Source organism: Thiomonas sp. OC7 (assembly GCF_900634595.1).
Taxonomy (GTDB): Bacteria; Pseudomonadota; Gammaproteobacteria; order Burkholderiales; family Burkholderiaceae_C; genus Thiomonas; species Thiomonas arsenitoxydans.
Genome location: NZ_LR131953.1, coordinates 662,386 through 687,708 on the forward strand (window position 1 = coordinate 662,386; position 25,323 = coordinate 687,708).

Below are 25,323 nucleotides of genomic sequence, written 5' to 3' on the forward strand. Positions count from 1 at the left end.
GATTTCAGCCGTGGCGTTTTTCAAAGTCTTGCAAGTAGTTCACCAGCGCCTGCACGCCTTCGAGCGGCATGGCGTTGTAGATCGAGGCCCGCATGCCGCCCACCGACTTGTGCCCCTTGAGTTGCAGCAGCCCAGCCGCCTCGGCGCCTTGCAGGAAAGCGGTGTTCAAAGCGGTATCACGCAGATGAAACGGCAGATTCATGCGCGAGCGGCAATCGCGGGCCACGCGGGTTTCGTAAAGCTGCGAGGCATCGAGCGCGTCGTACAGCAGATGCGCCTTGGCAATATTGCGCGCTTCCACCGCGGCCAACCCTTCAAGTCCATCGAAACGCTGGCGCTTGATCCACTGCAACACCAGTCCGGCGATGTAGATCGCGTAAGTGGGCGGCGTGTTGAACATGGAATGGTTGGCCGCCACCACGGCGTAGTCGAAGGCGCTGGGGCAATGCGGCAGGGCATGGCCCAGCAGATCGCGGCGAACGATGACCAATGTCAGCCCGGCGGGGCCGATGTTCTTTTGCGCACCGCCATAGATGCAGGCGTAGCGCGACACCTCCACTGCACGCGACAACAGGTGCGAGGACATATCGGCCACCAGCGGCACGCCGCGGCTGTCGGGCACGAAGTGAAACTCCACCCCGTCGATGGTTTCGTTGGTGCAGACGTGCAGATATTGCGCGTCGGGGCGAATGCTCCAGGCGGCGTTGTCGGGAATACTGCCGTAGCCTTGATCGTCGTGGGCGCTGGCGCTCAGGTGCACATCACAGTATTTGCGGGCCTCTTGCTGGCTTTTTTGCGACCAGCTTCCGGTCACCACATAGTCGGCCTTGGCCCCGCGCGATAGATTCAGCGGAACAATAGCGTTCTCCGCAATCGCCCCGCCTTGCATGAACAGCACGGCGTAGTCGTCAGGGATCTGCAGCAACTCGCGCAGATCGGCCTCGGCCTGCGCGATGATGGACTCGAACTGCGGCCCGCGGTGGCTCATTTCCATCACGCTCATGCCGCAGCCGTGCCAGTCGAGCATCTCGGCCGCGGCCTGTTCCAGCACCTCTTCAGGAATGGCGGCCGGTCCGGCAGAGAAGTTGTAGGGGCGTTGCTTGACCATCTCGGCTCACTCCGCGGCCGTGTCGGCGCCGCTGTCTTCCGCCGGGGGCGGCTCGGTCGGGGGCAGCTCGTCGTCGTCCGCCTCCACCACCGGCTGCACCTGGATGAGATGCGCCTTGGCGTCAAGCGCGATCAGGGTGACGCCCTGCGTCGCCCGGCCCATTTCACGAATCTCTTCCACCCGCGTGCGCACCAGTACACCGGTATCGGTGATGAGCATGATTTCATCGCTGGTCCGCACCAGGCAGGCCGCCACCACCTTGCCGTTGCGCTCCGAAGTCTGGATGGCGATCATGCCCTTGGTACCGCGCCCATGACGGGTGTATTCGGTGATGGACGTGCGCTTGCCGAAGCCGTTTTCCGTGGCGGTCAGCACGCTCTGGGTTTCGTCTTCGGCCACCAGCAAGGCGATGACGGACTGATCGGCTTCAAGCTGCATGCCGCGCACCCCGCGCGCCTCGCGGCCCATCGGGCGTACGTCGGCCTCGTCGAAACGCACCGCCTTGCCCGCATCCGAAAACAACATGACGTCGTGCTGACCATCGGTGATGGCCGCACCGATGAGGTAGTCGTCGTCATCGAGCCCGACCGCGATGATGCCCGCGGTACGACGGTTGGCGAACGCCGTCAGCGGCGTCTTTTTCACCGTGCCGCGCGCGGTCGCCATGAACACATAGTGCTGCTCGTCGAAGGCCTTGACCGGCAGTACGGTGGTGATCTTCTCACCGGCCTGCAACGGAAACAGATTGACCAGAGGTTTGCCGCGCGAGCCGCGTCCGCCCATCGGAGACTCGTACACCTTCATCCAGTACACCCGGCCCCGGTTGGAGAAGCACAGCAGCATGTCGTGGGTGTTGGCCACGAACAGTTGCTCGACCCAGTCGTCTTCCTTGGTGCCCGTGGCCAGCTTGCCGCGGCCGCCGCGGCGCTGCGCACGGTATTCCGCCAGAGGCTGGCTCTTGACGTAGCCCGAGTGCGAGATGGTGACTACCAGGTCTTGCGGGGTGATGAGGTCTTCGACGTCGATGTCGTAGGCATTGACCTCGATGTGCGAGCGACGCGCATCGCCGAACTCGGCACGCAGGGCGCTCATTTCGGTGGTGATGATTTCGGTCATGCGCTCAGGCTTGCCAAGGATGTCGAGCAGATCGGCGATCTGTTCCATGACGTCCTTGTATTCGCTCACGATCTTGTCCTGCTCCAGGCCGGTCAGGCGCTGCAGCCGCATCTGCAGGATTTCCTGCGCCTGCGTCTCGCTGAGGTAATAACCGTCGGGTTTGAGGCCGTAACGCGCGTCGAGATCGTCGGGTTGGAACTGGGTGATGTCACCCTCCACGCGCGACAGCATGGCGCGCGCCTCGCCCGGCTCCCAGGCCTGCGCCAGCAGACGCTCTTTCGCCACCGGCGGCGTGGGCGCGGCCTTGATGAGTTCGATCATGCGATCGACATTGGCCAGCGCCACAGCCAGACCTTCGAGCACATGCCCACGTTCACGCGCTTTGCGCAGGTCGAACACCGTGCGGCGGGTGATGATCTCGCGGCGGTGCGACAAAAAGGCCGCGATCATCTGCTGCAGGTTGAGCAAACGCGGCTGACCATCCACCAGCGCCACCATGTTGACGCCAAAGGTGTCTTGCAGCTGGGTCTGCTTGTACAGATTATTGAGCACCACTTCAGGCACTTCGCCGCGCTTGAGTTCGATGACCACGCGCATGCCCGACTTGTCGGACTCGTCCTGGATGTGGCTGATGCCTTCGATCTTTTTCTCTTGCACCAGCTCGGCGATGCGCTCAAGCAAGGTGCGTTTGTTGACCTGGTACGGCAACTCGTCGACGATGATGGCCTGACGCTGGCCCTTTTCAAGATCTTCAAAGTGGCAACGCGCCCGCATCACCACCCGACCGCGTCCGGTGCGGTAAGCGTCGCGCACACCCGAAGTGCCATAGATGATGCCCGCCGTCGGGAAGTCGGGCGCAGGCACGCGCTCCATCAACTCCTCGATCGTCGCCCCAGGGTTGCGCAGCAAATGCAAACAGGCGTCGAGCACCTCGCCCAGGTTGTGCGGCGGAATATTGGTGGCCATGCCCACCGCAATGCCCGACGAGCCATTGATCAGCAAATTGGGCAGACGCGCAGGCAAAAGAAGGGGCTCCTGCTCGGAGCCGTCATAGTTGGGGCCGAAATCGACGGTTTCCTTGTCGATATCAGCCAGCATTTCGTGCGCGATCTTCGACAGCCGGATTTCGGTGTAGCGCATGGCCGCGGCGTTGTCGCCGTCCACCGAGCCAAAGTTGCCCTGTCCGTCCACCAGCATGTAGCGCAAGGAAAAATCCTGCGCCATGCGCACGATGGTGTCGTACACCGACTGGTCACCGTGCGGGTGGTATTTACCGATCACGTCACCCACGATGCGCGCCGACTTCTTATAAGGCCGATTCCAGGCATTGCTCAATTCGTGCATCGCATACAGCACGCGCCGATGCACCGGCTTGAGGCCATCTCGCACATCGGGAAGTGCACGACCCACGATCACGCTCATCGCGTAATCGAGGTAGGAGCGGCGCATTTCCGTCTCTAGGCTGATTGGCAGGGTTTCTTTGGCAAAAACGGACATGAGTGAGTGCTTCGCAGCAATAGATCAGACGTCGGAGCGACCAGACCGGGCCCGACAAACCGGGCGTCGCCCGTCTAGCAGACACGCCCCCAGTCAAGCGAACGATGTTAGCAGCCCGTATTTCGTGGTCCGGTTTCAGCGCAGCAGCGAAATGGATGACGGAATGTGGAGCAGAAAAATCACGCTAATGTTGCGAAACAGCAACGTCGGTATGCGCACCTCGGGGCATAACGTAAACGAATCGTTTCAGCAATTGAACGTCACAGACGCTGTGGCACAATGTCTTCGGGTTTACTAGTAGTGAATGCGTCAGGTGTCGGGTTCTCGGGCAGTGAACGAGTTCAAGCGGCAATTGCTCACACCCCAAAGCATCCTGGCGCTTATTATGGCAACACGCAGTTCTGGCTGCGATGAACGATCAACGACCGAGAGGAAATAACATGATCCACCCCAAAAAAATCGCAAAATTGTTCGCAGCTGCGGTTCTCGCAACATCTTCGCTGGCGGCTGCCCATGCCGGTGAGGCTCGCAGCATCAACAACTGGCAAGACCCGTACGGTCTGACCTGGATGAACGGCGACAACAAGCTGTGCTGGCAAGACAACTTCTGGACGCCGGCAACCGCCTCCAGCGAAGCTTGTGGCCTGCCTGTCGTGGCCAAGGCTGAACCTGCTCCGGCGCCTGCCCCCGCACCTGCCGCCGCGCCTGCGCCCGCCCCCGCCCCCGCTCCGGCCCCTGTGCCTGTGAGCGAAAAGGTCACCTACAACGCCGACGCCTTCTTCCAGTTCAACAAGGCTGTTCTGCTGCCCGCTGGCAAGGAAAAGCTCGATGATCTGGCTGGCAAGATCAAGGCCATCAATCTGGAAGTCGTGATCGCCACCGGCTACACCGACAGCTTCGGCAGCGTGGCTTATAACCAGAAGCTCTCCGTTCGCCGTGCTGAAGCCGTGAAGGCTTATCTGGTGAGCCAGGGTGTCCCGGCTGACAAGATCTACGTCGAAGGCAAGGGCAAGACCGACTTCCGCGTCGATCCCAAGAGCTGCAAGGGCACGTTCAAACAACAAGTGGAATGCCAAGCCCCCAACCGCCGCACGGTGGTTGAGGTTGTCGGTACCCACATGGTCACTAAGTAAGCTGTTTCAAGAAAGCTGCCGACTTAGAGCTGACTGCTTCACCGAAAAAGCCCCGCCCTGCGGGGCTTTTTCTTTTTGGCGCGGTGCCGCTGCTTGACAACGCCTTCGCTATATTTGAGGGGGCACAGACCGAAACATCGGAGCCACACACATTCCCGTTCACAGGAGAGTTTCATGGATCAAGCCGAACTTCAGCGTTCTGGCGCAATGACCGAGCTACCGTCGATGGACCAGCTCTGGATGCCGTTCACCGCCAACCGGCAGTTCAAGGCCGCCCCCCGATTGCTCGTCAGTGCGCAAGGCATGTATTACCGCTCTCACGACGGACGTCAAATTCTGGACGGCACATCGGGCCTGTGGTGCGTCAACGCGGGCCACGGCCGACCGGAGATCAGCGCGGCCATTGCCCATCAGGCGCAGGAGATGGACTATGCCCCCCCATTCCAGATGGGCCACCCTGTGCAGTTCGAGGCGGCCAATCTGCTGGCCGAAATCGCCCCCGCTGATCTGAAAAAGGTGTTTTTCACCAACTCCGGCTCAGAGTCGGTGGACTCGGCCCTGAAGATCGCCCTGGCCTATCACCGGGCGCGCGGTGACGGAACGCGCACCCTGTTCATCGGGCGTGAGCGCGGCTATCACGGCGTGGGATTCGGGGGCATCTCCGTGGGCGGTATGGTGGCGAATCGCAAGACCTTCCGCGGTTCGCTGCTGCCCAATGTGGATCATCTGCCCCACACTTACGCGCCTGACCATCAGGCTTTTTCGCGGGGCGTACCGGAATGGGGCGGACACCTTGCCGATGAGCTCGAACGCATTGTGGCGCTGCATGATGCGAGCAATATCGCCGCCGTGATCGTCGAGCCCGTCGCTGGGTCAACCGGTGTGCTTGTGCCGCCCAAGGGGTATCTGGAACGGCTGCGCGCGATATGCGACAAATACGGCATTCTGTTGATTTTCGATGAGGTCATCACCGGCTATGGTCGGCTGGGCACGCCGTTTGCCGCACAGTATTTCAAGGTCACGCCCGACATCATCACCACCGCCAAGGCGGTGAACAATGCGGCGGTGCCGCTGGGCGCAGTGTTCGTGCGTAATGGCATTTACGACGCGGTCGTGAACGAATCTCCGGACGGCACCGTCGAATTTTTCCACGGTTACACCTATTCGGGCCATCCTCTGGCCATGGCCGCTGCCGTCGCGGCGCAAAAGATTTACAAGCGCGACCAGCTGCTCACCCGCGTGCAGGACGACGGCATTGCACACTACTGGCAGGAAGCGCTGCACGCCCTGCGAGACGTGCGACACGTCAAAGACCTGCGCAATATCGGGCTGATCGGCGCCATCGAGCTGGAGTCGCGGCCTGCCGGCGTGGGCAAACGGGCCTTTGAAGCGTTTGTCGGCTGCTACGCACGCGGCCTGCTGGTGCGGTACACGGGCGACACCCTTGCGCTGTCGCCGCCGCTCATCATCGAGCGCGGCCAGATCGATCAGATCATGTCGACCCTTCGGGACGTTCTGCGCACCATCGACTGAACGGTTCGCCCCCTTTGTCAACCCGGCCTCGCGCCGGGTTTTTCATGTCTTGTCGGCCTCTCGACCTCGAGACTGTCGCCGCGCGTTAAAGTGCGTGTCTTATCGCGAATTCCACTTTCCTTTCTTTTTTCCCCTCCACACATGGACTCCCTGCTGCGTTGGTTCATACCCTGGGAACTGTCTCCAACGGCCCTCGTCCTGTTGGCGACTGCGGCTGTTCTCTATGTGCGCGGCTGCCGCAGACGGAAGATTTCAGTCTCGCGCCAGGTTCGGTTCTGGCTGGGATGGGTGCTGATGTGGCAAGCCTTCCAAACCCGCTGGGACTACTACGCCGAACATCAGTTTTTCGTGCATATCTCGCAGCAAATTTCGCTGCATGATTTCGCGCCGCTGCTCATGATGTGGAGCTATCCGCTCGCTGTGCTGCGAGCCGGCATTCCCGTGAGCATCAGGGTGCGCTGGCTGAAGCCTTTTCAGCGCAACGCAGTTGTACGGGCGACCAAGCTCGTGCTGTTCAACCCTTACTTCGCCGCGTTATTGTTTGGCGGTATGGCATTGCTCTGGCTGATTCCGTCTTTTCACCCCTTTGTCATGCTCAATGCGCCGACCTACCGGTTGATGAACTGGAGTATGGCGCTTGATGGTCTTTTGTTCTGGTGGCTGGTTCTCGATACCCGTCCCAATCCGCCTGCCCATCTCTCGCCGGGAAAGCGGGTTTTTCTACCTCTGCTGAGCATGCTACCGACCATGGTATGGGGCGCGATCCTCGCTCTGAGCATGACCGACTACTACCCGATTTATGAAATTTGCGGACGCGCGCTGAGCCTCGACCCATTGACTGACCAACACCTTGGCGGCCTGATCCTGTGGATTCCGGGCTCTTTCCCCATGATCCTGGCCAGCATGATCGCGTTGCGCAGTTGGATGCGGCTTTCAGACCGAGGCCGACTCAAAACGCGGCCTAATAAGCGCACCGTTGCTTCGGCTACGCCCGCCGTACCACCCGTCGTTTGAGACTTTGCACCTGTCGAGTTCGAACGGCGCAGGCTGCAAGCGGCTCAGCGGGCCCGTTTGCGCGGGCTGGTCGACTTGCCAGTCTTGCGATCTGCGGACGATTTTCCATTCGCCGCCTTGCCGTTGGCACTTGACGCGGCCGCGGTTTTAATCGCGGCCTCCACGGGGCCCCGCTGGCCCTTGCCGCCCGATTTGGCCACTCCTTTGCCCACCCCGTTTGACGACGTCCGGGATTTGCGCACACCGGCCGACATTTGCGGATTCAGCGCAAACACGTCTTCGTCGACTCCCTTGATCTCTCCGGAAGTCGGTAAAGGCTTGTTCGACGGGCTGGACTTGCCGCCTTCGCGCACCAGACGGAAGTCAATCTTGCGGCCATCCAGATCGACCCGGCTGACCTGCACGAGCAGACGCCCGCCCAAGGCGTAACGAATACCGGTACGTTCACCGCGCAACTCGCCGCGCGCTTCGTCGTAGCGAAAGTAATCGGCGCCAATTTCCGAGACGTGCACCAGGCCTTCGACAAACAGGGCATCGAGTTGCACAAAAAGGCCAAAGCCGGTCACTGCGGTGATCGTGCCCGCATACTCCTCGCCGAGCTTGTCGCGCATATACCAGCACTTCAGCCAACTCTCGACATCGCGGCTGGCCTCGTCGGCCCGACGCTCATTGGACGAGCAATGTACCCCGGCCGCCTCCCAGATCGGCATGTCCTTAGCCTGCTCCTTGGATACCGGAGCTGCCGGAGCCACGCTTGCAAGCTGACGCTGCGGCGCGCGGCGCGCGTTCTGCTCGCCACGATTGAGTTCGATGCGTTCGCTGAACTTCGGGGTGTAATGCGTGCCGTGCAGAATGGCCTTGATGCCGCGATGGGTGAGCAGATCGGGATAGCGACGAATCGGGCTGGTGAAATGGGTATAGGCGGGATAGGCCAGGCCGAAATGCCCGCTGTTGTGCGGCGTATAAATAGCCTGCTGCATGGAACGCAGCAGAAGCGTCTGAATCTGTAGGGCGTCCGGCCGCTCCTCGATGGACTGCGCCAGCGCCTGATAGTCAGCGGGTTCGGGCGCCCCTTTGCTGCCTAGCGTGAGCCCGAGATTGCCCAGCAGGGTGCGCAGCGTTTCGAGCTTTTCGGGCGTGGGGCCTTCGTGAACGCGATAGAGCGCAAGCTGTTTGTTGCGTTCCAGAAAATCGGCGGCACACACATTGGCTGCCAGCATGCATTCCTCGATCAGCCGGTGCGCGTCGTTGCGATGTCGCGGCACGATGGCCTCGATCTTGCCCGCGGCATTCACCACAATCTGCGTTTCGGGAATATCGAGATCGAGCGCGCCCCGAACCTGCCGCGACTTGAGCAAGGCGTGAAACACGGCACGCAGATTGAGCAGATGTGGCACCAGCGGCGCACGTTCGCGCGCTAGCTTTCCTGCCGTGTTCGACAAGATGTCTGCAACCTCCGTGTAGGTCAGTCGCGCCTGCGAACGCATCACCGCCGGATAAAACTGATAGGCCTTGAGCTCACCCTGCGCGGAGATCAGCACGTCGCACACCATGCACAGACGATCCACCTGAGGGTTCAGCGAGCACAGGCCGTTGCTCAGCTTTTCCGGCAGCATGGGAATCACGCGCCGCGGAAAATACACCGAGGTCGCACGCTCCAGCGCATCCGCGTCGAGCTCCGTCCCTTCGCGCACGTAATGCGAGACATCGGCAATCGCCACCAGCAAACGCCAGCCCTTGGCGCGACCGATTTTCGCGGGCTCGCAATACACCGCATCGTCGAAATCCCGCGCGTCCTCGCCGTCGATGGTCACCAGCGCCACATCGCGCAAATCGATGCGCCCGGCCGAGTCGGCATCACGCACCGCGTCAGGCAAAGCCGCACTTTCGCGCAGCGCGCCGCTCGAAAACAAATGCGGTACGCCGTATTTGCGCACCGCAATTTCAATCTCCATGCCGGGGTCATCGAGTTCCCCCAACACCTCCAGCACCCGCCCGACCGGCTGCACGTTGGGCAGCGGCGGCTGGGTGATTTCAGCGCTCACCACCTGACCAGCACGCGCCTTGCCAATGGCATCGGGCGATATCAGAATGTCCTGCACATAGCGCTTGTCCTCGGGCGCCAGCAACCACGTTCCGCCCTCTTGCAACAAACGCCCGATGATGGGTCGCGTGCTCCGTTCCAGAATGCCGATGATCTGTCCTTCAGTCCGCCCCCGCCGATCGGGCTTGCCCACACGTACTCGCACCCTGTCCAGGTGCAGCACAGTACGCATCTGCTGCGGCGGAAGATAAACATCGGGGCCGCCATCATCGGGCGTGACAAAGCCATGACCATCGCGATGACCGCGCACGATACCTTCAACAATCACGGAGAATCCTTTTTTTGACTGCAGACCACTGCAGAGTCGCGGCCTTGGCGCCGCATGGAAATGAAGCCAAACATTGTTCTGACTAGTGCATTATCACCGCGGACCCCGATCAACCTCAAAAGCGCGGCCCAGTCTTTACAAGCACGAACTTTATGCTAAGATGTGTCGCTTCGTTGCCCAGATGGCGGAATTGGTAGACGCACTAGTTTCAGGTACTAGCGCTGCGAGGCGTGGAGGTTCGAGTCCTCTTCTGGGCACCAAAATTGCAGAAAGTACAGACGGGGGATTTCGATTCCCCGTTTTGCTTTCCGTCAGGCACAAATGCAAGAATGCCTGATCTCCCAGCCGGGATGGCGGAATCGGTAGACGCACTGGATTCAAAATCCAGCGCCCTTAAAAGCGTGCGGGTTCGAGTCCCGCTCCCGGCACCAGAGGCACGTTTCAGGCGTTTCCGCAACGTCTCAGCGAAAGCAAAAACAGCCTATAAAATCATCAACTTGCAACGCAAACACGTTGCCTGATGTTGCAGGTCATTCCTTGCATTCTCAAGTGGTCTTCCAGTAACCTTGCCAGTAAGCGCAGCATGCGAGTTACTGGTTACTGGAAATGGCTTCCAACTTACTGTCAGACGCGGCCCTGCGCCGTGCAAAGCCCACAGACAAGCTTCAGCGCCTGCGCGATGGCGATGGGCTGTATCTCCTGCTGAGACCGGATGGCAAGCGCTGGTGGCGCTTTGACTACCGCTGCGGTGGCAAGGACAAGACGCTCAGCGTGGGGGTCTATCCTGATGTGACGCTGGCGCGGGCTCGTCAGCGCGCGGATGAAATACGTCAACAGTTACTTGACGGCATCGATCCCAGCGTCGCACGCAAGGCCAAAGTTACTGGCGTGGTTACTGGCGTGGTTACTGGCGAAGTCTCCGATTCCTTCGAGATCATCGCCCGAGAATGGCATGCTGGACGGGCGCCTACGTTGTCCGGTAACACCTCAAAAAATATCCTGCTGCGGCTGCAAAACAACGCGTTCCCCTACATCGGCCAGAAGTCCGTGCGTGAACTACGCGCGCCGGATGTGCTGGACGTGCTGCGTCGCATCGAAGCGCGTGGGCTGGGTGAAACGGCCAGGCGGGTGCATCAACTTATTGCCCAGGTGATGCGCTATGCCGTCGCCACGGGGCGCGCGGACGCAGACCCTACTCCCGCCCTACGGGGAGCGCTCAAGCCCGTCATGGTTCGGCACCATGCTGCGGTCATCGAGCCGGTTGAGCTTGGGGCCATGCTGCGGGCCTTCGAGGGCTACTCGGGCGGCGTGGTGGTACGAACTGCTGTGCAGTTGCAGGTCATGCTGTTCGTTCGGCCTGGTGAGTTGCGGCGCATGGAATGGGCGGAACTCGATCTGGACGGCGCGCAGTGGCGCATACCGGGCGAGAAGATGAAGATGCGCGAACCGCATATCGTGCCGCTACCCCAGCAGGCCGTTGCTCTGCTCAAGGACTTGCGGCCGTTCTCCAGCCGCAGCCGGTATGTCTTCCCGTCGCCGCGCAGCAAGGATCGCCCCATGAGTGAGAACGCGGTGAACGTCGCCCTACGGGCTTTGGGTTTCGACAGAGACACCGTGACAGGCCACGGCTTCCGCGCCACTGCCCGCACCATCCTCGATGAGCATCTGCGCTACCGGGTCGAAGTCATCGAAATGCAGCTTGCGCACGCGGTGCGCGACCCGCTGGGTCGGGCCTACAACCGCACCAAGTACCTGGAAGAACGCAAGGACATGATGCAGGCTTGGGCTGACTACCTGGACAAGCTCAAGGCCGATTCCGCAATATCGCGTTGATCGAGGGTATCTCGCGCACACAGTGCAAAAAGGCAGGGGCAAGGAAATAGATGGAACCCGTTCCGCTGCCGCTGCCACAGTTGCGGCAGGAAATCGCAGGCTGCGCGCGACTGCGACGAATTCCGAAGTGGTTCCATCGACGACTCAAAAACAGACGATTTGATGGAACTGGTACCGTCTATAGCTATAGATACTCTTATAGCTATAGACGGTACCAGTCTCTTGAACCCAAAAAGCGGGAACGAAAAAACTCCACACAGCCAAGTCTTTCCTTTGCCCCTGCCATTGCCTTGGTTGGTGCCGCGCCAGCGGCATGCCTTGGCTTTTCGTTCTTCCGCGACACCCGCGCCTCGTGCCGCCCCGGCGCATATCTATATGCCGGGTGCGGTTCGCGGATTTCCTGCGTTGCTCCTTTGCCGCGATCTGCGGGTGGTGCCGACGCACCCGGCTCCTTTTTTGGAGCCGAAGATGCGCCTCATCATTGCCGAAAAACCCTCAGTCGCCCAAGCCATCGCCGGTGTCATCGGTGGAGCCAAACGCAGTGACGGTTACATCGATTGCCCGCAGGCCAAGACCCGCGTCACCTGGTGCTTCGGCCATCTACTTGAGCAGGCCAAGCCCGAAGACTATGTTGCGGGCGGCAAGGTGCTGGCGTCGCACTTGCCTGTCATCCCCACGGACTGGAAACTCTCGCCACGCGATGGCGGCGCAAGCAAGCAAGCAAGTCAAGGTGATCCGCGATCTGCTAAAAGAAGCCGCCGAGGTCGTCAACGCAGGTGACGCCGACCGCGAAGGTCAACTGCTGGTCGATGAGGTCTTGCTGTTCCTGAACTGGAAGGGCAAGACCTCGCGCCTGTGGCTGTCCAGCCTGGATGATGCCAGTGTGCGCAAAGCGCTTGCTGGCATCAAAGACAACACGTCCATGCGCCCGATCTTCGAATCCGCCCTGGCGCGTCAGCGGGCCGACTGGCTCATGGGCATGAACTGCTCGATTGCGCTGAGCCGCAATCTGCAAGCCTGCGGCGTGCCGGGCGCATGGAGTGTCGGTCGGGTGCAGACCCCGACCCTGGCGCTGCTGGTGGATCGCCAGCGCGAGATTCAGAACTTCAAACCGCGCGACTTTTATCAAGTGGTTGCGCATCTGGACGGCGACATCAGGGCTGCATGGCAGACGCCGGACGATCTGGTGGATGAAGATGGGCGCCTGCTTGACAAGGCTCGCGCTGATGCAACCTCGCATCAGATCACCGGCAAGGCTGCGAGGGTCACCCGATACACCCGCAAGACCGGCGAACGCGCGGCACCCTTGCCCTACACGCTGGGCGGGCTGCAGAAGGCCGCCAGCAGCCGTCTGGGCCTGTCCGCCAAGGACACGTTGGCCGCGGCGCAGGAACTCTACGAAGCCAAGATCACGACCTACCCGCGCACCGACTGCCCCTATTTGCCGCTGGAAATGCACGGCGATGCGGCTGGCGTTCTGAACGCCATTGGCGGCTCGGACATTGCGGGGATCGACCCCGCGCGCAAGCATGCGGCCTGGAACACCGCCAAGGTCGAGGCGCATCACGGCCTCATCCCGACCGGGCAGAACCCCGATGCGGCCAGCCTGTCGGCCAATGCCAAACGCGTGTTCGGTCTGATCCGCGAGTCCTACATCCGCCTGTTCATGCCGCCCGAGAAATTTGAGACGCGGGAAGCGATTTTCGACATTGACGGGCTGACGTTCCGCGCTGCGGCACGCATGGCGCTCGATCCCGGCTGGACGAAGCTGGGCAGCAAGGATGAAGACGAGGGGCAAGAGGAAGGCGAGGCTCAAGGCACGCTGCCCGATCTGCGAGAGGGCGAGGCCCGTACCTGTGAGCGCGGCGAGGTCGTCGCCAAGCGCACCACGCAGCCCAAGCCCTACACCGACGGCACGCTGATTGCCGTCATGACGGGCGTGCATAAGCTGGTCACCGACCCGAAACTCAAGGCGCGCCTGAAGGAGACTTCGGGGCTGGGCACTGAGGCGACCCGGGCATCGATGATCGAGGTGCTCATCACCCGCGAGTACGCCGAGCGCAGCAAGAAAGAGATCAGGCCGACACCTCGCGGCGTGCAGTTGATCGACATGCTGCGCAAGGTGGCGCCTGATCTGGCCGACCCTGGCTATACAGCACTGCAAGAGGATGCTTTGGCGGACATCGCGGCAGACCGCGCGCCTCTGGCTGCGTTCATGCAGGCGCAGGTGGATGCCACGCGGGAGTTTTCGCGGACGCTGCTGGACGGCAAGTTGACGGACAGCCAAATGGTCATGCATGCCTGCCCGGCCTGTGGCGGCAGTCGCTGCGCAAAACTCAAAAGCAAGGCCGGGAACGCCTATCACCGCTGCATGGACTGCCAGGCTGCCTTCGGCGATGACGGCGGCAAGCCGGGCAAGCGGTTCGAGGATAGACCTCAGGGCGATGGCGCACAGAAAACATCGAGCGCGTCGAGCGCTGCCGCCACCGGCCCGAAGTGCCCGACCTGCAAGAAGCCGACGTTCAAAAACGAAACCAAGACCGGCAAGGTGTACTACCGCTGCGGCGGGTGCAAGGGCGCCTGGTGGCCGGATCGTAAGGATGAAGGAAAGCTCGGCACGAAGTGGGGCCTATGAAATGAGTAACGACGAGAGTAACGGAGATTCCGGTCTCTGTGGAGAGTTTGAGGATTCCGGCTGGTTTCTCGGCACGCTTGCTGCCGTTGCCATCATCGCGTCCGCGGCGCTGGTGGCAAGCGTCTGGTTCGGTATGCTGGGTGGAGCCGCGAAATGACGCCCGTCGTAATGCTTGAGCAATGCGCACCTCAGATCGCGCCCGTGACTCTGGCGGCGATCGTTCAGCAAGAAAGCGGCGGCAATCCGCTGGCGCTGCATGACAACACCAGCGGAAAGAGCTATCGGCCTGCGAGCGTGGCGGAAGCTGCGCGCCTGACGAGGGAGTTGATCGACCGGGGGCACTCGGTGGACATCGGACTGGCGCAGATCAACAGCAAGAACCTGCACGGGCTGGGGCTGGATGTCTATCAGGCTCTCGATCCTTGCGCGAATCTGCACGCCGCGCAGACGGTTTTGATGGAGGGGTGGAAGCGCTCGGGCGATCTACGCGCCACCTTGTCTGAGTACAACACGGGCAAGCTCCGCAGCCCTGTGGGAATGGCTTATGGGGAGAAGGTGTTCGGGAAAGCTGGCGTTGTCGTGCCCGCCATCCCGGGTGGCCAGATGGCGCGGTGGGCCGCCAATGGCGGTAGCGCAGCCGCCGCGCTGCGGCCGGTTCGCCCTGTCCTCGCTTGGACGCCGCAGGCGAGCCCGCTGGCGCCCCAGGGCGGCGGACTCGAAGTGGCGCTGCGTTGATGAGGTTAAAAATCAAGACTCAACGAACAGCACGTCGCGCAAACGGGGCATCAAACGCGCAACCTCATCGCCGAGTTTTTTGGCTTTTATTGTTGAGAGAATTTCTTTTTTCCGCTGGTCTTTTTTGACGCGAAGAAGTCGTCCTGACAGCCCGGTCGCTTCCTTCCACTCGTCTTCTGTGGTACCAAACAAAGCGAAATCTTTTTCGCCCACCCCAATTTTTTTGAACAGTTCCTGGATCGCCTCGGCGTGATCCGCTTCGTCCTGCTCGTTGCTGGCGACATCGAAAAATTGGTCGTAGATTTCACCAATGTCATCGCCCTCCACATCGGACACACTCATGGGCGCATGGTTTGCATTAGCAATGCCGAAAAAACAGTATCTAGCAACCTGGTGAAAAAATGTAATCTGATCAAGATTGGGTTTTGGCGGCTCTTTTTTGAGCCGAGCAAGCACGCGAACGATAATTTCTGCCGTGCGCTCTTCCTGGTTTGCATATAGCCCCCCGGACTGCATGCTCCCGTAGTTTTCGCGGAAGGCCGGGTTATTGCGCCAAAACAGCGCCGCGCGCTTTGCCTCGCGCATCAGGGCCTCTGGCGGCCATGCGTGGAGCGGCGTAACAGAAAGCTGTGGGTTGATATTTTTTTTGGTGTTCATGATCGGATCCATTTGATGGCGTGGTTAATCAGTTCGAGAAAATCGAGAGGGCCAATTCCATTTGCCCGCTATTGCTTTTTTTGTTTCGCGGAGGCCGAATATCAAGCACCGGGGCCACGGCTCGCACCGCCCACAGGCCGAGAAAAAATACAAAATGGAGAAAGTCGGCGACGACCTGGCTGCCTGCGGCTTTTGCTTTTCTCGCCAATTTTTCGAGCGCCAGGATTGCGTGTCGCGCGACGACGTAACCCCGCGCCGCGCCCCGGAGTTCGACAGTTACGCTCGTAAGTCCGCGATATCGTTAGGGTGAGCGTCGAAACGTGCCCCTACAGGAGTGCGAGTTGGTCGTCGATCGAGGGTTTCGGGAGCTTGAGTCCTTGAAGGATGGCGTGGTCGGCGTCGCTGAGCGAGGACGTGCCGTCGCGGCGCTCGCCGCCGAGGTGAACCTGGTGGTACTGGATGCGCCGCAGTTGCTCCAGGGCACGTTCGGGTGACAGCTTGGAGTCGGCATCCTTGAGGCGCATGCGCATGACGCGGTACAGCACCAGGGCGATGAAGCAGATCAGCGCATGGGCACGGATGCGATCGGGCAGGCGGTGGAACACCGGGGCGATCTCGATCTCGGATTTGAGGATCTTGAAGCCGCGCTCGATGTCGGCCAGGCTCTTGTAGCGCCGCAGCACCTCGAGCGCCGACAACTCGGGCACATTGGTCACCAACAGCAGCTTGCCGTCGTTGAGCTCGGCACGGGCCAGCGCCTTGTCGTCGATAGCGTAGGTGAACAGGTCCGATTGCAGATCGACCTTGATGATCGAACCCAGGTGCGCCTCGGAGACCGAGCGGAACAACCAGGCCTTGGCACCGGAGTCGCTCAAGCGCCGGCCTCTGAAGGCGGTGCCGCCTTCTTGCGCATCGAGCTTGCCAGCGCGCCGCTGGGCCTCCTGCGTGAGCTCTTCGATATGCTGGCGGCGCGCTGCGGTTTGTTCCTGGGCGCGGCGTGGATCGTGGGCCCAGACCAGGCGCATGTCCTGCCAGCGGGTCTCGCCGAGGACCTCGCGGTTGGCCGTTGCGCAGCGCTGCGCGTGGATCGGCTCCAGAATCTCCGCGAACTCCGCATAACGCCGCCCCGGCACGGCCAGGATGAACTCCAGGGGCTGCTCGGTGCCGCCCACGCGTTGCTCGCGCAGCCACTCCAGATTGTCCAGGCTGAGCAGCCCGCGATCGGCCACCAGCACCACGCGCTTGACCGGGTACAGCGCCAGAACCTCCTGGACCACGGCGCTGAGCGTGGGTGCCTCGGCCGTGTTCCCTTCCCAGACCCGATGCGTCAGCGGCAGTCCCTCGGCCGTCTGCACCACCCCGAGCATGAACTGGCGACGAATCCCCCCGTCCTTGGACATGCCGAACTGGCGCAGGTCGCCGGCCAACTCGGTCTCGCCCTCCACGCCGATGGTGGTCATGTCGTAGAACACCACGGACAGGTCCTGGTCGATCAGCGGGCGCAGCAACCCGGCCAACGCCGCTTGCACGCGGTCCTGGTGCGCGACCAGCGCGTCCATCGCCCGCAGCAACTGCTGGTGGGTCACGGCCTTGGGCGCAAAGCGCGGCAGCGCCACCGTCTGCAGCCAGCGCAGCACCCCGAGCTTGGACGTCGGATCGCACAGGCGGTTGAGCACCATCAGGCGCACCAGCGCCTCGACGTCGATGCGGCTGCGCGTTCGACCAAAAACCCGCCGCAGTTCACCGAACCCCAGTTCGTCCCAAAGCTCAGTCAGCACCCACACATCGCCCAGGGCGCGGCTGGACTCAAACCTCACGTCGGCCACGGTCGCCACCGCCCCGGCGTCTGGGGGCGTGTCGCCCCGAAGTCGTTGCAGGCCGCGGATCACGCTCTCAAGCTGGCCGCCGGCTTGGTCGGCGCGCCCCAGGGTGGCCACCGTGCGTTTCTTCACCCGTCCGCTCTCATCCCGATAAGACTCGACGAGCTGGATGTAGCGGCGGCCGCCGGAGGTGGTGACTTTGATGAACATGCCGCCACAATATATCAAGCCATTCACAAATGGCAAGCGGCCTCACCATGTGGAAAAACGTGCCACCACAGGCACTTTGCGAAAAACAGCGCTAACCCCTTGTTCTGTCAAACCCAGGGTAGGCGTTTTCAGTCAATTTTTGGCTCAAGCTGTCGAACTCCGGCGCGCCGCGCGCTGCGGTCTTACTATTTTGCGCCGCGAGCATTGCCAGCCGCCGTCCAGCGCGGCCAAGTTCCCAGGTTTTTATGAATGCTGTTGGCGAGTTACAGAACTCCAGCCATACAAACCCAGATTTTTTTTGGGGCACGCTGTTAATAATGTCTTGTGCTCGTTCTGAGGCGGTCTTGCTCATTTTGGTCACCCTTATGTTCCAGTGACCACAATTTTCTTGGCGCGGCGCATCCATGTCGAATATCCACTAATAATCCAAGAATAATCAACAAATTCGCGCAGCCACTGCGCTGGGCTGAGCCTGCCGCCCGCCACTTGCCGCCTCGCGGCATATCCCTGTATCAACCACAGGGGCAAGAAATGAGCGGAGAACACCACCAAACATCGCGCGCGCGGCAGACCGAGGCGCTGCGGCGGGCCATGGGGCCTGAAATCCTCACCCCGCTCGACGACCCCAAGGTGGTTGAAATCATGCTCAACCCGGATGGCACGCTCTGGGTTGATCGCCTGGGCGAGGGCATGCAACAGACCGGCCGCATCGACGCCGTGCGGGCGCTGACCATCGTCAACACTGTGGCGGCCATGCTGGACGCCGTTGTGACGCCACAACAACCCATCCTCGAATGCGAGCTGCCCCTGGATGGCAGCCGCTTCGAAGCCTTGATCCCGCCGCTGGTCGAACGCGCCAGCTTTGCTCTGCGGAAGAAGGCGACGCTGGTCTTTACGCTTGATGACTACGTCTCCAAGGGCATCATGACGCACGCCCAGCGCCAAGCGCTCGAAGAGGCGGTCGCCGGGCGGTTGAATGTTTTGGTAAGTGGGGGAACAGGCACGGGGAAGACGACGCTGTCTAACGCCATCCTCGACGCCGTAGCCCGGCTCGACGGCGACCACCGCATTGTGGTGATCGAAGACACGCGCGAGCTGCAGGTCAATGCTGAAAACGTCGTCTTCCTGCGCACCAGCGACAACACCGACATGACCCGGCTGCTGCGCGCCACCATGCGGCTGCGGCCAGACCGTATCGTTGTGGGCGAAGTGCGTGACGGCAGCGCCCTGGCCTTGCTCAAAGCCTGGAATACGGGTCACCCCGGCGGCGTTGGCACGGTGCATGCGAATGACGCCAGCGCTGCGCTGATCCGCATCGGCCAACTCATTCAGGAAGCGGGTGTACCACCCAACCCCGAACTCATCGCCGAAGCGGTGAATGTGGTCGTTTCCATCAAGCGCACCGCCGATGGGCGCCGAGTCGAGGAAGTGGCAGCCGTGCGCGGCTGGTCGTCCAGCGGCGGGTTTCACGTCGAGCGGCTGGCCTGAAAGGTGCGAGCACTGAATGTGCACGAAAACCCACGTATAACTTGATCAAACTTGATTTATGGATGCTCGTGGACGAGAATAGACCTGCTATGCAAAAAGTTATACACAGCAACCGAGTCAAGCAGGCACTGCAAGATCGCGGGTGGACTCAGAAAGACCTTGCGAGTGCGTTGAATGTGACGGCTCAGGCGGTGACGAACTGGCTCAAGGGTGCGGACTTCCCGCGCCCAGACAAGCTGCTTAAACTGGCCAGCGAACTGCATCTTGGTTTCGGGGATCTGGTTCTGGACCCGAACGCCCAAGCGAATCAGCCCGTCATTGCTTTCCGCAAGAAGGGCGCGGCAAAGACAACCGACGAGCACATCCTGAAGGCCATGGCCATGGCCGCCTTGCTCAAACCTTTGGCCCCCTTTCTCGGCGCTGCACGCTCGCTTCGGACACAGATTCCCTCCCCGTCTACTCGCTACGAGGATCTGCAGGCTACTGCGGCAGAGGTGCGCAGGGCTATTGGAATGGGTGCGCAGGCGGTGCTGCCCTACGAGCATCTAATTGACCAGTTTCTGTCCAATGGGGCCGTCATCGTGCCGGTGCTGTGGGGCGAAAAGCGCAACCACAAGAACGCGCTCCACATCCTGCTGCGTCAAGAGCAGGTGACCTTCATCTTCCTGAATTTGGACACCCACCTAGAGGACTTCAAGTTCTGGATGGCCCACGAACTCGCGCATGTTTACACGCCCGATCTCGCCGGTACTGACGAGGGAGAAGACTTCGCGGATGCGTTGGCAGGCGCACTACTGTTTCCAATGTCATGCGCAGAGGATGCATACCGCGAGGCGTCCAAGCAACATACCGCCTCGCGCGAACTCCAGGTCCTGCAGCGGCACGCCGACGCGCACAGCATCTCGTTGTTTAGTGTGTTCCTTGAAGTCAACCGGTACGCTAGTGCGCAAGGACAGTCGGCGTTGCGCTGCACAGAAGCCGATATTCATGCGGCGCGTAACGGGCGGCGAGGTCAGTTGGTCAGCGAGAGTTTGTTCGAGCCAATGCCGCCCGATCCTGCCGCCTACATCACAGCGTCGCAGAGCGTGTTCCGTAGTGCCTTTTTCCCCGCGCTTCGGAGAATGCTCAAGTGCAAGGGAACCGGTCCTGGCTACATCCAACAGATCATGGATATCCCAATGCAAGATGCCGCGATGCTTCATGCGGAGATGAGCCGCTGATGCTGGTTCTGCTTGACACGAATGCCTATCTCCGACTGGCAAAGCGTGTCAGGCCCGTTATAGGGATCAAGTTTGGGCAGAAGGGCTACGTTCTCACGATCCACCGCTTCGTTGAGGATGAGGTCCGTCGTAACCCGAGGCTCCGCGCGAACTATCCATGGTTCGATGGGCCGGAATTCGCCAGCGAGCGCCTCGCCAAGCAGATCCGACTAACTGCGGACGAAAAAACCAGTATTGATGCGGCCCAAAGCGTGCTGCATGGATGGGTGTTGGCGGATCCCGATTCCTACACCTCTGGTGGGCGTTCTCCGCCTGGACCAACTGACTGCTGGCTGCTTGCTCTTGGGCAAGTCAAACCAGCTATCGTTGTGACGGATGACCTCGGCATGCATGCGCTGGCGAATGACTTCAGCATCACCGTTTGGCACGGCTTCGAATTGTTGGACAAACTTCGGTCCGCCAAGGCCGTTGATGCGCCGCTGATCAGAGAAATATTCGATGCCCTGGAGGCGAACAACGACATGCCAAAAACATGGCTCGAGGCGAAGCACACCTTGTTTATGAGGATCTTTGGACCGAAGGCTCGTTGATGTGATCTGTTTGTCCGCAATCAGCAATGGTTGGGGCCCTTCGCCGCATCTGAACAATAGCTTCGATCGCGCGGCAGTCCGCAACAGCGCACAAGTCTGAAAAACACAGGCAAGACCAAAGTATCGGGCGCGGTCGTTGATCCTTTCTTTGCCCCTGCCTTTGCCTTGACTCCACGCGCAGCGCGCGGGTTCTGTTTGCCGCCATCATGCATATCTCCGTAAGCACACCTTACGGAGATTCCCATGCCCGACTTGGCCAACTACAAGAACAAACCCAAGCGCGATCCGCGCGAACTTTTTTTTCATTTCCGCTGCACACGCACGGAAATCGACGCCATCAACGCCCATGCCGCGCAAGCGGGCATGCGTCCCGGCGTTTTCGTGCGCGACCTCGCTCTGTCTGGCGGCAAGCTGCGCATCGTCTCCCGTGTAGATGAAAGCGCGGTGTTTGAGTTACGCCGCCTAGGCGCGATGCTCAAGGGCCTGTACCCCAGAGAAGCGAACTGGACAAACGAAGAAAAACGCCACTACTGGTCGGCCATGAAGTCGGTGCTGGAGCACGCTGACCGACTCGCGGGCGGCAAGGGTGAAGGCGACGAGCACGAGGGCGCTTGAATGCTCGCCAAGGTCATCAAGCTGCACAACGCCCGCGGCGGGCGGGTCTCCGCGCACCACGGCGTGCAATACATCTTCCGCGAGGGCGGCGAAGAGCATGCGCTGGAAGCATTTGCGCTGGAAGACGCCCGCATCGAGATCGACCGCCGCCACCAGCGCATCGAGTACAGCGACCAGGCTGGGCGTGTGCGCATGACCGATTCTGGCCCGCGCGTCGATGTCCACATTGCGGATGCCGACACGATTCAGGCTGGCCTGCAACTTGCCGCGCAAAAGTTCGGCGGCGAGGTTTACATCACCGGCGATGCCGCATTCCGCGAGCAGGCTGCACGACAGGCCGCTCGCCTGGGTGTTGGCGTCAAGGATGCCGACCTGCAGCAGGTCGTCGAGCAGGAACGCGCGCAGATCGCGGTCGAGCGCACGCCGTCCCGGCCTCTGCGTCCTGACCGGCAACGTGATCCGCCCCTGCGCTGAATCGCGCCGTGCCGCCCCTGGGCATATCCCATCAAGCGGGCCGTCCGCTGCACTCGATCACGAAAGGATCAGTCATGAAGTTTTCCACCATCCGCAATCTGCGCGCCGCCGTCGTGCGTCGCCTCACCCTCGCTGCCGCTGTGTTTGCGGCGACCACCATGGAAGCGTTCGCTTCCACCTCTGGAGGCCTGCCGTGGGACACCCCAATCCAGACCCTGCAGAACGACTTGACTGGCCCGGTTGCCACCGGCATCAGCGTCATCGCCTTCCTCGCCGCAGGCGCTGCCCTGGTGTTCGGCGAAGAGCTGGGCGGAATCGCCAAGAAGGCCCTGTACGTCGTGCTGGGCGTGGCCATGATCGTTATGGGCAACAAGTTCTTGTCCGCCCTTGGCTTGTCCGGCGCTGTGATCTGAGGTGGCGGCCGTGGACGATCAGGACATTTCCGCGCCAATCCACGGTTCGCTCAACCGCCCGCTGCTCATGCTGGGCGGTGAGCGCACCCTGGTTCTCGGTCTGATGACTCTCGCCGGGGTGTTCGTGTTTTCGCTGGCCAAGCTGTGGGCGGCGGGTCTCGGGGTCGGCCTCTGGGTGCTCGGCACTTGGGCGCTGTCCCGCGCTGCGTCGTTTGATCCACAACTTTCCAAGACCGGACGCCGCTCCCTTGCATTCAAACGCTTTTACTCCGGTCGCGCCACGCCGTTTGGCAAGTCGCGCGAGTGGAAGTAACCCCCGGAAGTGACCCCGGAAGCAACCAACAAAGGAACACCCATGCTTGCTCTGAAAGAATTCCGTGACCGCGCCGCCGGTCTGCCCGACCTGCTGCCCTGGGCGGCCTTGGTCGATGATGGCATTGTGCTGACCAAGGCTGGCGCTCTGCTTGCGGGCTGGTGGTATCAAGGCCCCGATCTCGACTCTGCCACGAAAGGCGAACTCGGCGCCATGGCCGCGCGCATCAACAACGCGCTGTCGCTCGACGATGGCTGGGTTGTGAACTGCGACGCGATCCGCCAACAGGCTCCCGGCTACGCTGCAACCGGGGCGTTCCCCGACCGCACCACACGCCTGATCGATGACCTGCGCCGCGCGCGGCACGAGGGCCAGCATGCTGGATTCGAGAGCCGCTTTGCGCTGACGATTTCCTGGTTCCCCGATCCCGACGCCGCGGACAAAGCCGCGTCGATGTTCATCGACGGCGGTGAAAAAACCGGCGTCGCCGCCCGCAATCTGCAGCGATTCAAGGACGGCATCCGCGAAGTTGAATCGCGCCTGTCCACGGTCGTCAAGATCAAGCGCATGGTGGACACCGTGGAAGAGCACACCGGCGCTGTCACCAGCGAACTGCTGGGCTATCTGGACTCGTGCATCACGCTGCAAGCGCCGCGCCGGGTGCGCATGCCCGAAGTCCCGATGTACCTGGACGCGGTGATCGGCCAGCACGACTTCACGACTGGGTTTGAGCCGCGACTGGATGGCCGCCCCATGATCTGCCTGGCCGTTGAAGGCTTCCCGGCTTTTTCTGCCCCTGGCATTCTCGATTTCCTCTCCCGCCTGCCGGTGGCCTACCGCTGGAGCAACCGCTTCATTTACTTGTCGCAAGCGCAGGCCGACAAGGTGCTGAATTCCTACCGCAGCAAGTGGGCGCAGAAGCGCAAGAGCATGATGAACCTGGTGCGTGAGGCATCGGGTGGCGCAGCGACGCATCTGAACATGCACGCCGTGGAGCAGACCGAAGACGCGGTGGCCGCGATCAGCGAAAACCAATCCGGCGCGGTGCGCTTCGGCTACTACACGAGCGTCATTCTGCTGGCGCATGACGACAGCACGGCGCTGGATGAAATCGCCCGCGAAGTGCGCAAGATCATCGAAAACGCTGGCTTTGGCGCGCGCATCGAAACCGTCAATGCGGTTGAGGCTTACCTGGGCACGATGCCAGGCAACACGCACGCCAACGTGCGCCGTCCGCTGATCAACACGCTGAATCTGGCGCACATGCTGCCGTTCACGGCGGTTTGGGCTGGCCCGGACACCAACCCCTGCCCGTTCTACCCACCCGCCAGCCCTCCCCTGCTGTACGCCAAGACCGACGGGGCAACCCCGTTCCGCCTGAGTCTGCACGCGGGCGATCTGGGGCATACCGTGATTCTCGGACCGCCCGGCTCGGGCAAGTCCACCCTGCTGTCCACGCTGGTCGCACAGCAGTTTCGCTACAAAAAAGCGCAGGTGTTCGCCTTCGACAAAGGCTATTCCATGTTGCCCCTGTGTTGGGGCGCAGGCGGCCAGCATTACGACATCGGCGGCGAACATGGCGATCTGGCCTTTTGTCCGCTGGGCCGCTGCGATGAACCCCACGAGCAGGCCTGGGTCGCAGAGTGGATCGAGCAACTGTGCGAACTGCAGAACGTGCGCGTCACGCCCGAGCATCGCCAGAAGATCTATCGCGCTGTTGTGCAACTCGGTCAGTCCACCGACGCGATGAGCCAGCGCACGCTGACCAACTTCCTGATTCAGTTGCAGGATGCGGAACTGCGCGACGCGCTGAGCTATTACACGATCAGCGGCGCAGCCGGGCACTTACTCGATGCCGAGACCGATGCGCTGGCCGAAGACCCGTTCCAGGTGTTTGAGATGGAACACCTGATGAACAAGGGTGACAAGATCGTCTTGCCGGTGCTGTCCTACCTGTTTCACCGCATCGAGCAGCGCTTCAAGGGCCAGCCGACCTTGCTCGTGCTGGACGAAGCCTGGATCATGCTCGGCCACCCGGCGTTCAAGGCCAAGATTCGGGAATGGCTCAAGGTGCTGCGCAAGGCCAACGTCGCGGTGGTGTTCGCCACGCAATCGCTGACCGATCTGACCAAGTCGGGCATCGCCGATGTGATCTTCGAGTCCTGCCCGACCAAGATTCTGCTACCCAACCCCGAGGCGATGACCGAGAACATCCGGCCCCTCTATGAGGGTGTCGGGCTGAATCATCGCCAGATCGAGATTCTGGCGATGGCCACACCCAAGCGCCAGTATTACGTCATTCACCCGGACGGTCGCCGGTTGTTCGAACTGGGGCTGTCCGCGCCCGAACTCGCTTTTGTCGGGGTGTCAGGCAAGGAAGACATCGCGCGCATTCGAGAACTGCGCGACACGCTTGGCGATGCCTGGCCTGCGCAGTGGCTGCGCGAACGTGGGCAGTTTGATGCTGCCCAGACCTGGGAGGGGTACTGACCGGACGCTGCGCGCGGTGCAACTGCACCCGCCTACGGCGGCGCACAGGCAGGGGCA

Annotated in this window: 22 protein-coding genes and 2 tRNA genes; 18 read left to right on the forward strand and 6 right to left on the reverse strand. The window is 61.5% G+C overall.

Features of this window, described 5'->3' with window-relative positions:
• Positions 1-4: 4 nt before the first annotated feature.
• Both serC and gyrA read right to left on the reverse strand, forming a co-directional pair.
• Positions 5-1,108 (reverse strand): 3-phosphoserine/phosphohydroxythreonine transaminase, encoded by a 1,104-nt coding sequence (gene serC / locus BIO17B3_RS03140; protein WP_156052993.1) that lies wholly within the window; start codon positions 1,106-1,108, stop codon positions 5-7.
• Between the two features lie 6 nt (positions 1,109-1,114).
• Positions 1,115-3,721 (reverse strand): DNA gyrase subunit A, encoded by a 2,607-nt coding sequence (gene gyrA / locus BIO17B3_RS03145; RefSeq protein WP_156052994.1) that lies wholly within the window; start codon positions 3,719-3,721, stop codon positions 1,115-1,117.
• A gap of 440 nt (positions 3,722-4,161) precedes the next feature.
• Here gyrA and ompA point away from each other — a divergent pair, with 440 nt between their 5' ends.
• From ompA to BIO17B3_RS03160, 3 genes are all read left to right on the forward strand, one after another.
• Positions 4,162-4,854: an outer membrane protein OmpA gene (ompA, locus tag BIO17B3_RS03150; protein ID WP_156052995.1), complete on the forward strand. Its 693-nt coding sequence runs from the start codon at positions 4,162-4,164 to the stop codon at positions 4,852-4,854.
• A 174-nt stretch (positions 4,855-5,028) separates the two neighbouring features.
• Positions 5,029-6,387: an aspartate aminotransferase family protein gene (locus BIO17B3_RS03155; protein ID WP_156052996.1), complete on the forward strand. Its 1,359-nt coding sequence runs from the start codon at positions 5,029-5,031 to the stop codon at positions 6,385-6,387.
• A 141-nt stretch (positions 6,388-6,528) separates the two neighbouring features.
• On the forward strand, positions 6,529-7,401 hold the full coding sequence (locus BIO17B3_RS03160) for a cytochrome c oxidase assembly protein (RefSeq protein ID WP_013123473.1): 873 nt from the start codon (positions 6,529-6,531) through the stop codon (positions 7,399-7,401).
• A 44-nt stretch (positions 7,402-7,445) separates the two neighbouring features.
• Here the strand turns inward: BIO17B3_RS03160 and rnr are convergent, their stop codons facing one another.
• The gene (rnr, locus tag BIO17B3_RS03165) at positions 7,446-9,773 is read right to left on the reverse strand and encodes a ribonuclease R (protein ID WP_156052997.1); all 2,328 of its coding nucleotides are present in this window, start codon (positions 9,771-9,773) and stop codon (positions 7,446-7,448) included.
• Positions 9,774-9,948: 175 nt separating this feature from the next.
• Here rnr and BIO17B3_RS03170 point away from each other — a divergent pair.
• The 7 genes from BIO17B3_RS03170 (at position 9,949) to BIO17B3_RS03195 (ending at position 14,976) form a co-directional block, all read left to right on the forward strand.
• Positions 9,949-10,033, forward strand: a tRNA-Leu gene (locus BIO17B3_RS03170).
• Positions 10,034-10,117: 84 nt separating this feature from the next.
• Positions 10,118-10,204: transfer RNA gene (locus BIO17B3_RS03175), tRNA-Leu, on the forward strand.
• Positions 10,205-10,379: 175 nt separating this feature from the next.
• Positions 10,380-11,606, forward strand: coding sequence for an integrase arm-type DNA-binding domain-containing protein (locus BIO17B3_RS03180; RefSeq protein WP_156052998.1), 1,227 nt, complete (start codon positions 10,380-10,382; stop codon positions 11,604-11,606).
• 162 nt (positions 11,607-11,768) lie between these two features.
• Positions 11,769-12,386 (forward strand): hypothetical protein, encoded by a 618-nt coding sequence (locus BIO17B3_RS19150; protein WP_232054169.1) that lies wholly within the window; start codon positions 11,769-11,771, stop codon positions 12,384-12,386.
• Positions 12,307-14,241 carry a DNA topoisomerase gene (locus tag BIO17B3_RS03185; RefSeq protein ID WP_232054170.1) on the forward strand — a complete coding sequence of 645 codons (1,935 nt, stop codon included), beginning with the start codon at positions 12,307-12,309 and terminating at the stop codon, positions 14,239-14,241. The genes BIO17B3_RS19150 and BIO17B3_RS03185 overlap by 80 nt, the downstream gene beginning before the upstream one ends.
• A 1-nt stretch (position 14,242) precedes the next feature.
• The gene (locus BIO17B3_RS03190; protein WP_156052999.1) at positions 14,243-14,398 is read left to right on the forward strand and encodes a hypothetical protein; all 156 of its coding nucleotides are present in this window, start codon (positions 14,243-14,245) and stop codon (positions 14,396-14,398) included.
• Positions 14,395-14,976, forward strand: a complete 582-nt coding sequence (locus BIO17B3_RS03195; RefSeq protein WP_156053000.1) for a lytic transglycosylase domain-containing protein — start codon at positions 14,395-14,397, stop codon at positions 14,974-14,976. Before BIO17B3_RS03190 ends, BIO17B3_RS03195 begins: the two co-directional genes overlap by 4 nt.
• A 12-nt stretch (positions 14,977-14,988) precedes the next feature.
• Here BIO17B3_RS03195 and BIO17B3_RS03200 read toward each other — a convergent pair whose 3' ends face one another.
• The 3 genes from BIO17B3_RS03200 to BIO17B3_RS03210 form a co-directional block, all read right to left on the reverse strand.
• Positions 14,989-15,633, reverse strand: a complete 645-nt coding sequence (locus BIO17B3_RS03200; RefSeq protein WP_156053001.1) for a hypothetical protein — start codon at positions 15,631-15,633, stop codon at positions 14,989-14,991.
• 326 nt (positions 15,634-15,959) lie between these two features.
• A complete protein-coding gene (locus tag BIO17B3_RS03205) occupies positions 15,960-17,663 on the reverse strand; it encodes an IS1634 family transposase (RefSeq protein ID WP_156053002.1) in 1,704 nt (567 codons plus the stop codon).
• Between the two features lie 91 nt (positions 17,664-17,754).
• Complete coding sequence (locus BIO17B3_RS03210) at positions 17,755-18,069, reverse strand: hypothetical protein (protein WP_156055395.1); 315 nt, start codon at positions 18,067-18,069, stop codon at positions 17,755-17,757.
• A 125-nt stretch (positions 18,070-18,194) separates the two neighbouring features.
• Between BIO17B3_RS03210 and trbB the strand changes: the two genes are divergently transcribed.
• The 8 genes from trbB (at position 18,195) to BIO17B3_RS03250 (ending at position 25,266) form a co-directional block, all read left to right on the forward strand.
• Positions 18,195-19,151: a P-type conjugative transfer ATPase TrbB gene (gene trbB / locus BIO17B3_RS03215; RefSeq protein ID WP_156053004.1), complete on the forward strand. Its 957-nt coding sequence runs from the start codon at positions 18,195-18,197 to the stop codon at positions 19,149-19,151.
• A gap of 41 nt (positions 19,152-19,192) precedes the next feature.
• Positions 19,193-20,371 (forward strand): XRE family transcriptional regulator, encoded by a 1,179-nt coding sequence (locus BIO17B3_RS03220; RefSeq protein WP_232054171.1) that lies wholly within the window; start codon positions 19,193-19,195, stop codon positions 20,369-20,371.
• The gene (locus BIO17B3_RS03225) at positions 20,371-20,961 is read left to right on the forward strand and encodes a hypothetical protein (protein ID WP_156053005.1); all 591 of its coding nucleotides are present in this window, start codon (positions 20,371-20,373) and stop codon (positions 20,959-20,961) included. Before BIO17B3_RS03220 ends, BIO17B3_RS03225 begins: the two co-directional genes overlap by 1 nt.
• Positions 20,962-21,204: 243 nt before the next feature.
• A complete protein-coding gene (locus BIO17B3_RS03230; protein ID WP_156053006.1) occupies positions 21,205-21,576 on the forward strand; it encodes a hypothetical protein in 372 nt (123 codons plus the stop codon).
• Complete coding sequence (locus BIO17B3_RS03235) at positions 21,577-22,050, forward strand: LPD7 domain-containing protein (RefSeq protein ID WP_156053007.1); 474 nt, start codon at positions 21,577-21,579, stop codon at positions 22,048-22,050. It begins immediately after the preceding gene.
• Between the two features lie 74 nt (positions 22,051-22,124).
• On the forward strand, positions 22,125-22,463 hold the full coding sequence (locus BIO17B3_RS03240; protein ID WP_084440238.1) for a TrbC/VirB2 family protein: 339 nt from the start codon (positions 22,125-22,127) through the stop codon (positions 22,461-22,463).
• Positions 22,464-22,473: 10 nt separating this feature from the next.
• The gene (trbD, locus tag BIO17B3_RS03245; RefSeq protein WP_232054172.1) at positions 22,474-22,776 is read left to right on the forward strand and encodes a conjugal transfer protein TrbD; all 303 of its coding nucleotides are present in this window, start codon (positions 22,474-22,476) and stop codon (positions 22,774-22,776) included.
• 42 nt (positions 22,777-22,818) lie between these two features.
• The gene (locus BIO17B3_RS03250; RefSeq protein WP_156053008.1) at positions 22,819-25,266 is read left to right on the forward strand and encodes a transporter; all 2,448 of its coding nucleotides are present in this window, start codon (positions 22,819-22,821) and stop codon (positions 25,264-25,266) included.
• The last annotated feature ends 57 nt before the right edge of the window (positions 25,267-25,323 follow it).

Excerpts from the sequence above, each read along its gene's own strand:
- serC (WP_156052993.1), bottom strand. The coding sequence starts at position 1,108 with ATGGTCAAGCAACGCCCCTACAACTTCTCTGCCGGACCGGCCGCCATT.
- gyrA (WP_156052994.1), bottom strand. The coding sequence starts at position 3,721 with ATGTCCGTTTTTGCCAAAGAAACCCTGCCAATCAGCCTAGAGACGGAA.
- ompA (WP_156052995.1), top strand. The coding sequence starts at position 4,162 with ATGATCCACCCCAAAAAAATCGCAAAATTGTTCGCAGCTGCGGTTCTC.
- BIO17B3_RS03155 (WP_156052996.1), top strand. The coding sequence starts at position 5,029 with ATGGATCAAGCCGAACTTCAGCGTTCTGGCGCAATGACCGAGCTACCG.
- BIO17B3_RS03160 (WP_013123473.1), top strand. The coding sequence starts at position 6,529 with ATGGACTCCCTGCTGCGTTGGTTCATACCCTGGGAACTGTCTCCAACG.
- BIO17B3_RS03180 (WP_156052998.1), top strand. The coding sequence starts at position 10,380 with ATGGCTTCCAACTTACTGTCAGACGCGGCCCTGCGCCGTGCAAAGCCC.
- BIO17B3_RS19150 (WP_232054169.1), top strand. The coding sequence starts at position 11,769 with ATGGAACTGGTACCGTCTATAGCTATAGATACTCTTATAGCTATAGAC.
- BIO17B3_RS03185 (WP_232054170.1), top strand. The coding sequence starts at position 12,307 with ATGGCGGCGCAAGCAAGCAAGCAAGTCAAGGTGATCCGCGATCTGCTA.
- BIO17B3_RS03190 (WP_156052999.1), top strand. The coding sequence starts at position 14,243 with ATGAGTAACGACGAGAGTAACGGAGATTCCGGTCTCTGTGGAGAGTTT.
- BIO17B3_RS03195 (WP_156053000.1), top strand. The coding sequence starts at position 14,395 with ATGACGCCCGTCGTAATGCTTGAGCAATGCGCACCTCAGATCGCGCCC.
- BIO17B3_RS03200 (WP_156053001.1), bottom strand. The coding sequence starts at position 15,633 with ATGAACACCAAAAAAAATATCAACCCACAGCTTTCTGTTACGCCGCTC.
- BIO17B3_RS03205 (WP_156053002.1), bottom strand. The coding sequence starts at position 17,663 with ATGTTCATCAAAGTCACCACCTCCGGCGGCCGCCGCTACATCCAGCTC.
- BIO17B3_RS03210 (WP_156055395.1), bottom strand. The coding sequence starts at position 18,069 with ATGGATGCGCCGCGCCAAGAAAATTGTGGTCACTGGAACATAAGGGTG.
- trbB (WP_156053004.1), top strand. The coding sequence starts at position 18,195 with ATGAGCGGAGAACACCACCAAACATCGCGCGCGCGGCAGACCGAGGCG.
- BIO17B3_RS03225 (WP_156053005.1), top strand. The coding sequence starts at position 20,371 with ATGCTGGTTCTGCTTGACACGAATGCCTATCTCCGACTGGCAAAGCGT.
- BIO17B3_RS03230 (WP_156053006.1), top strand. The coding sequence starts at position 21,205 with ATGCCCGACTTGGCCAACTACAAGAACAAACCCAAGCGCGATCCGCGC.
- BIO17B3_RS03235 (WP_156053007.1), top strand. The coding sequence starts at position 21,577 with ATGCTCGCCAAGGTCATCAAGCTGCACAACGCCCGCGGCGGGCGGGTC.
- BIO17B3_RS03240 (WP_084440238.1), top strand. The coding sequence starts at position 22,125 with ATGAAGTTTTCCACCATCCGCAATCTGCGCGCCGCCGTCGTGCGTCGC.
- BIO17B3_RS03250 (WP_156053008.1), top strand. The coding sequence starts at position 22,819 with ATGCTTGCTCTGAAAGAATTCCGTGACCGCGCCGCCGGTCTGCCCGAC.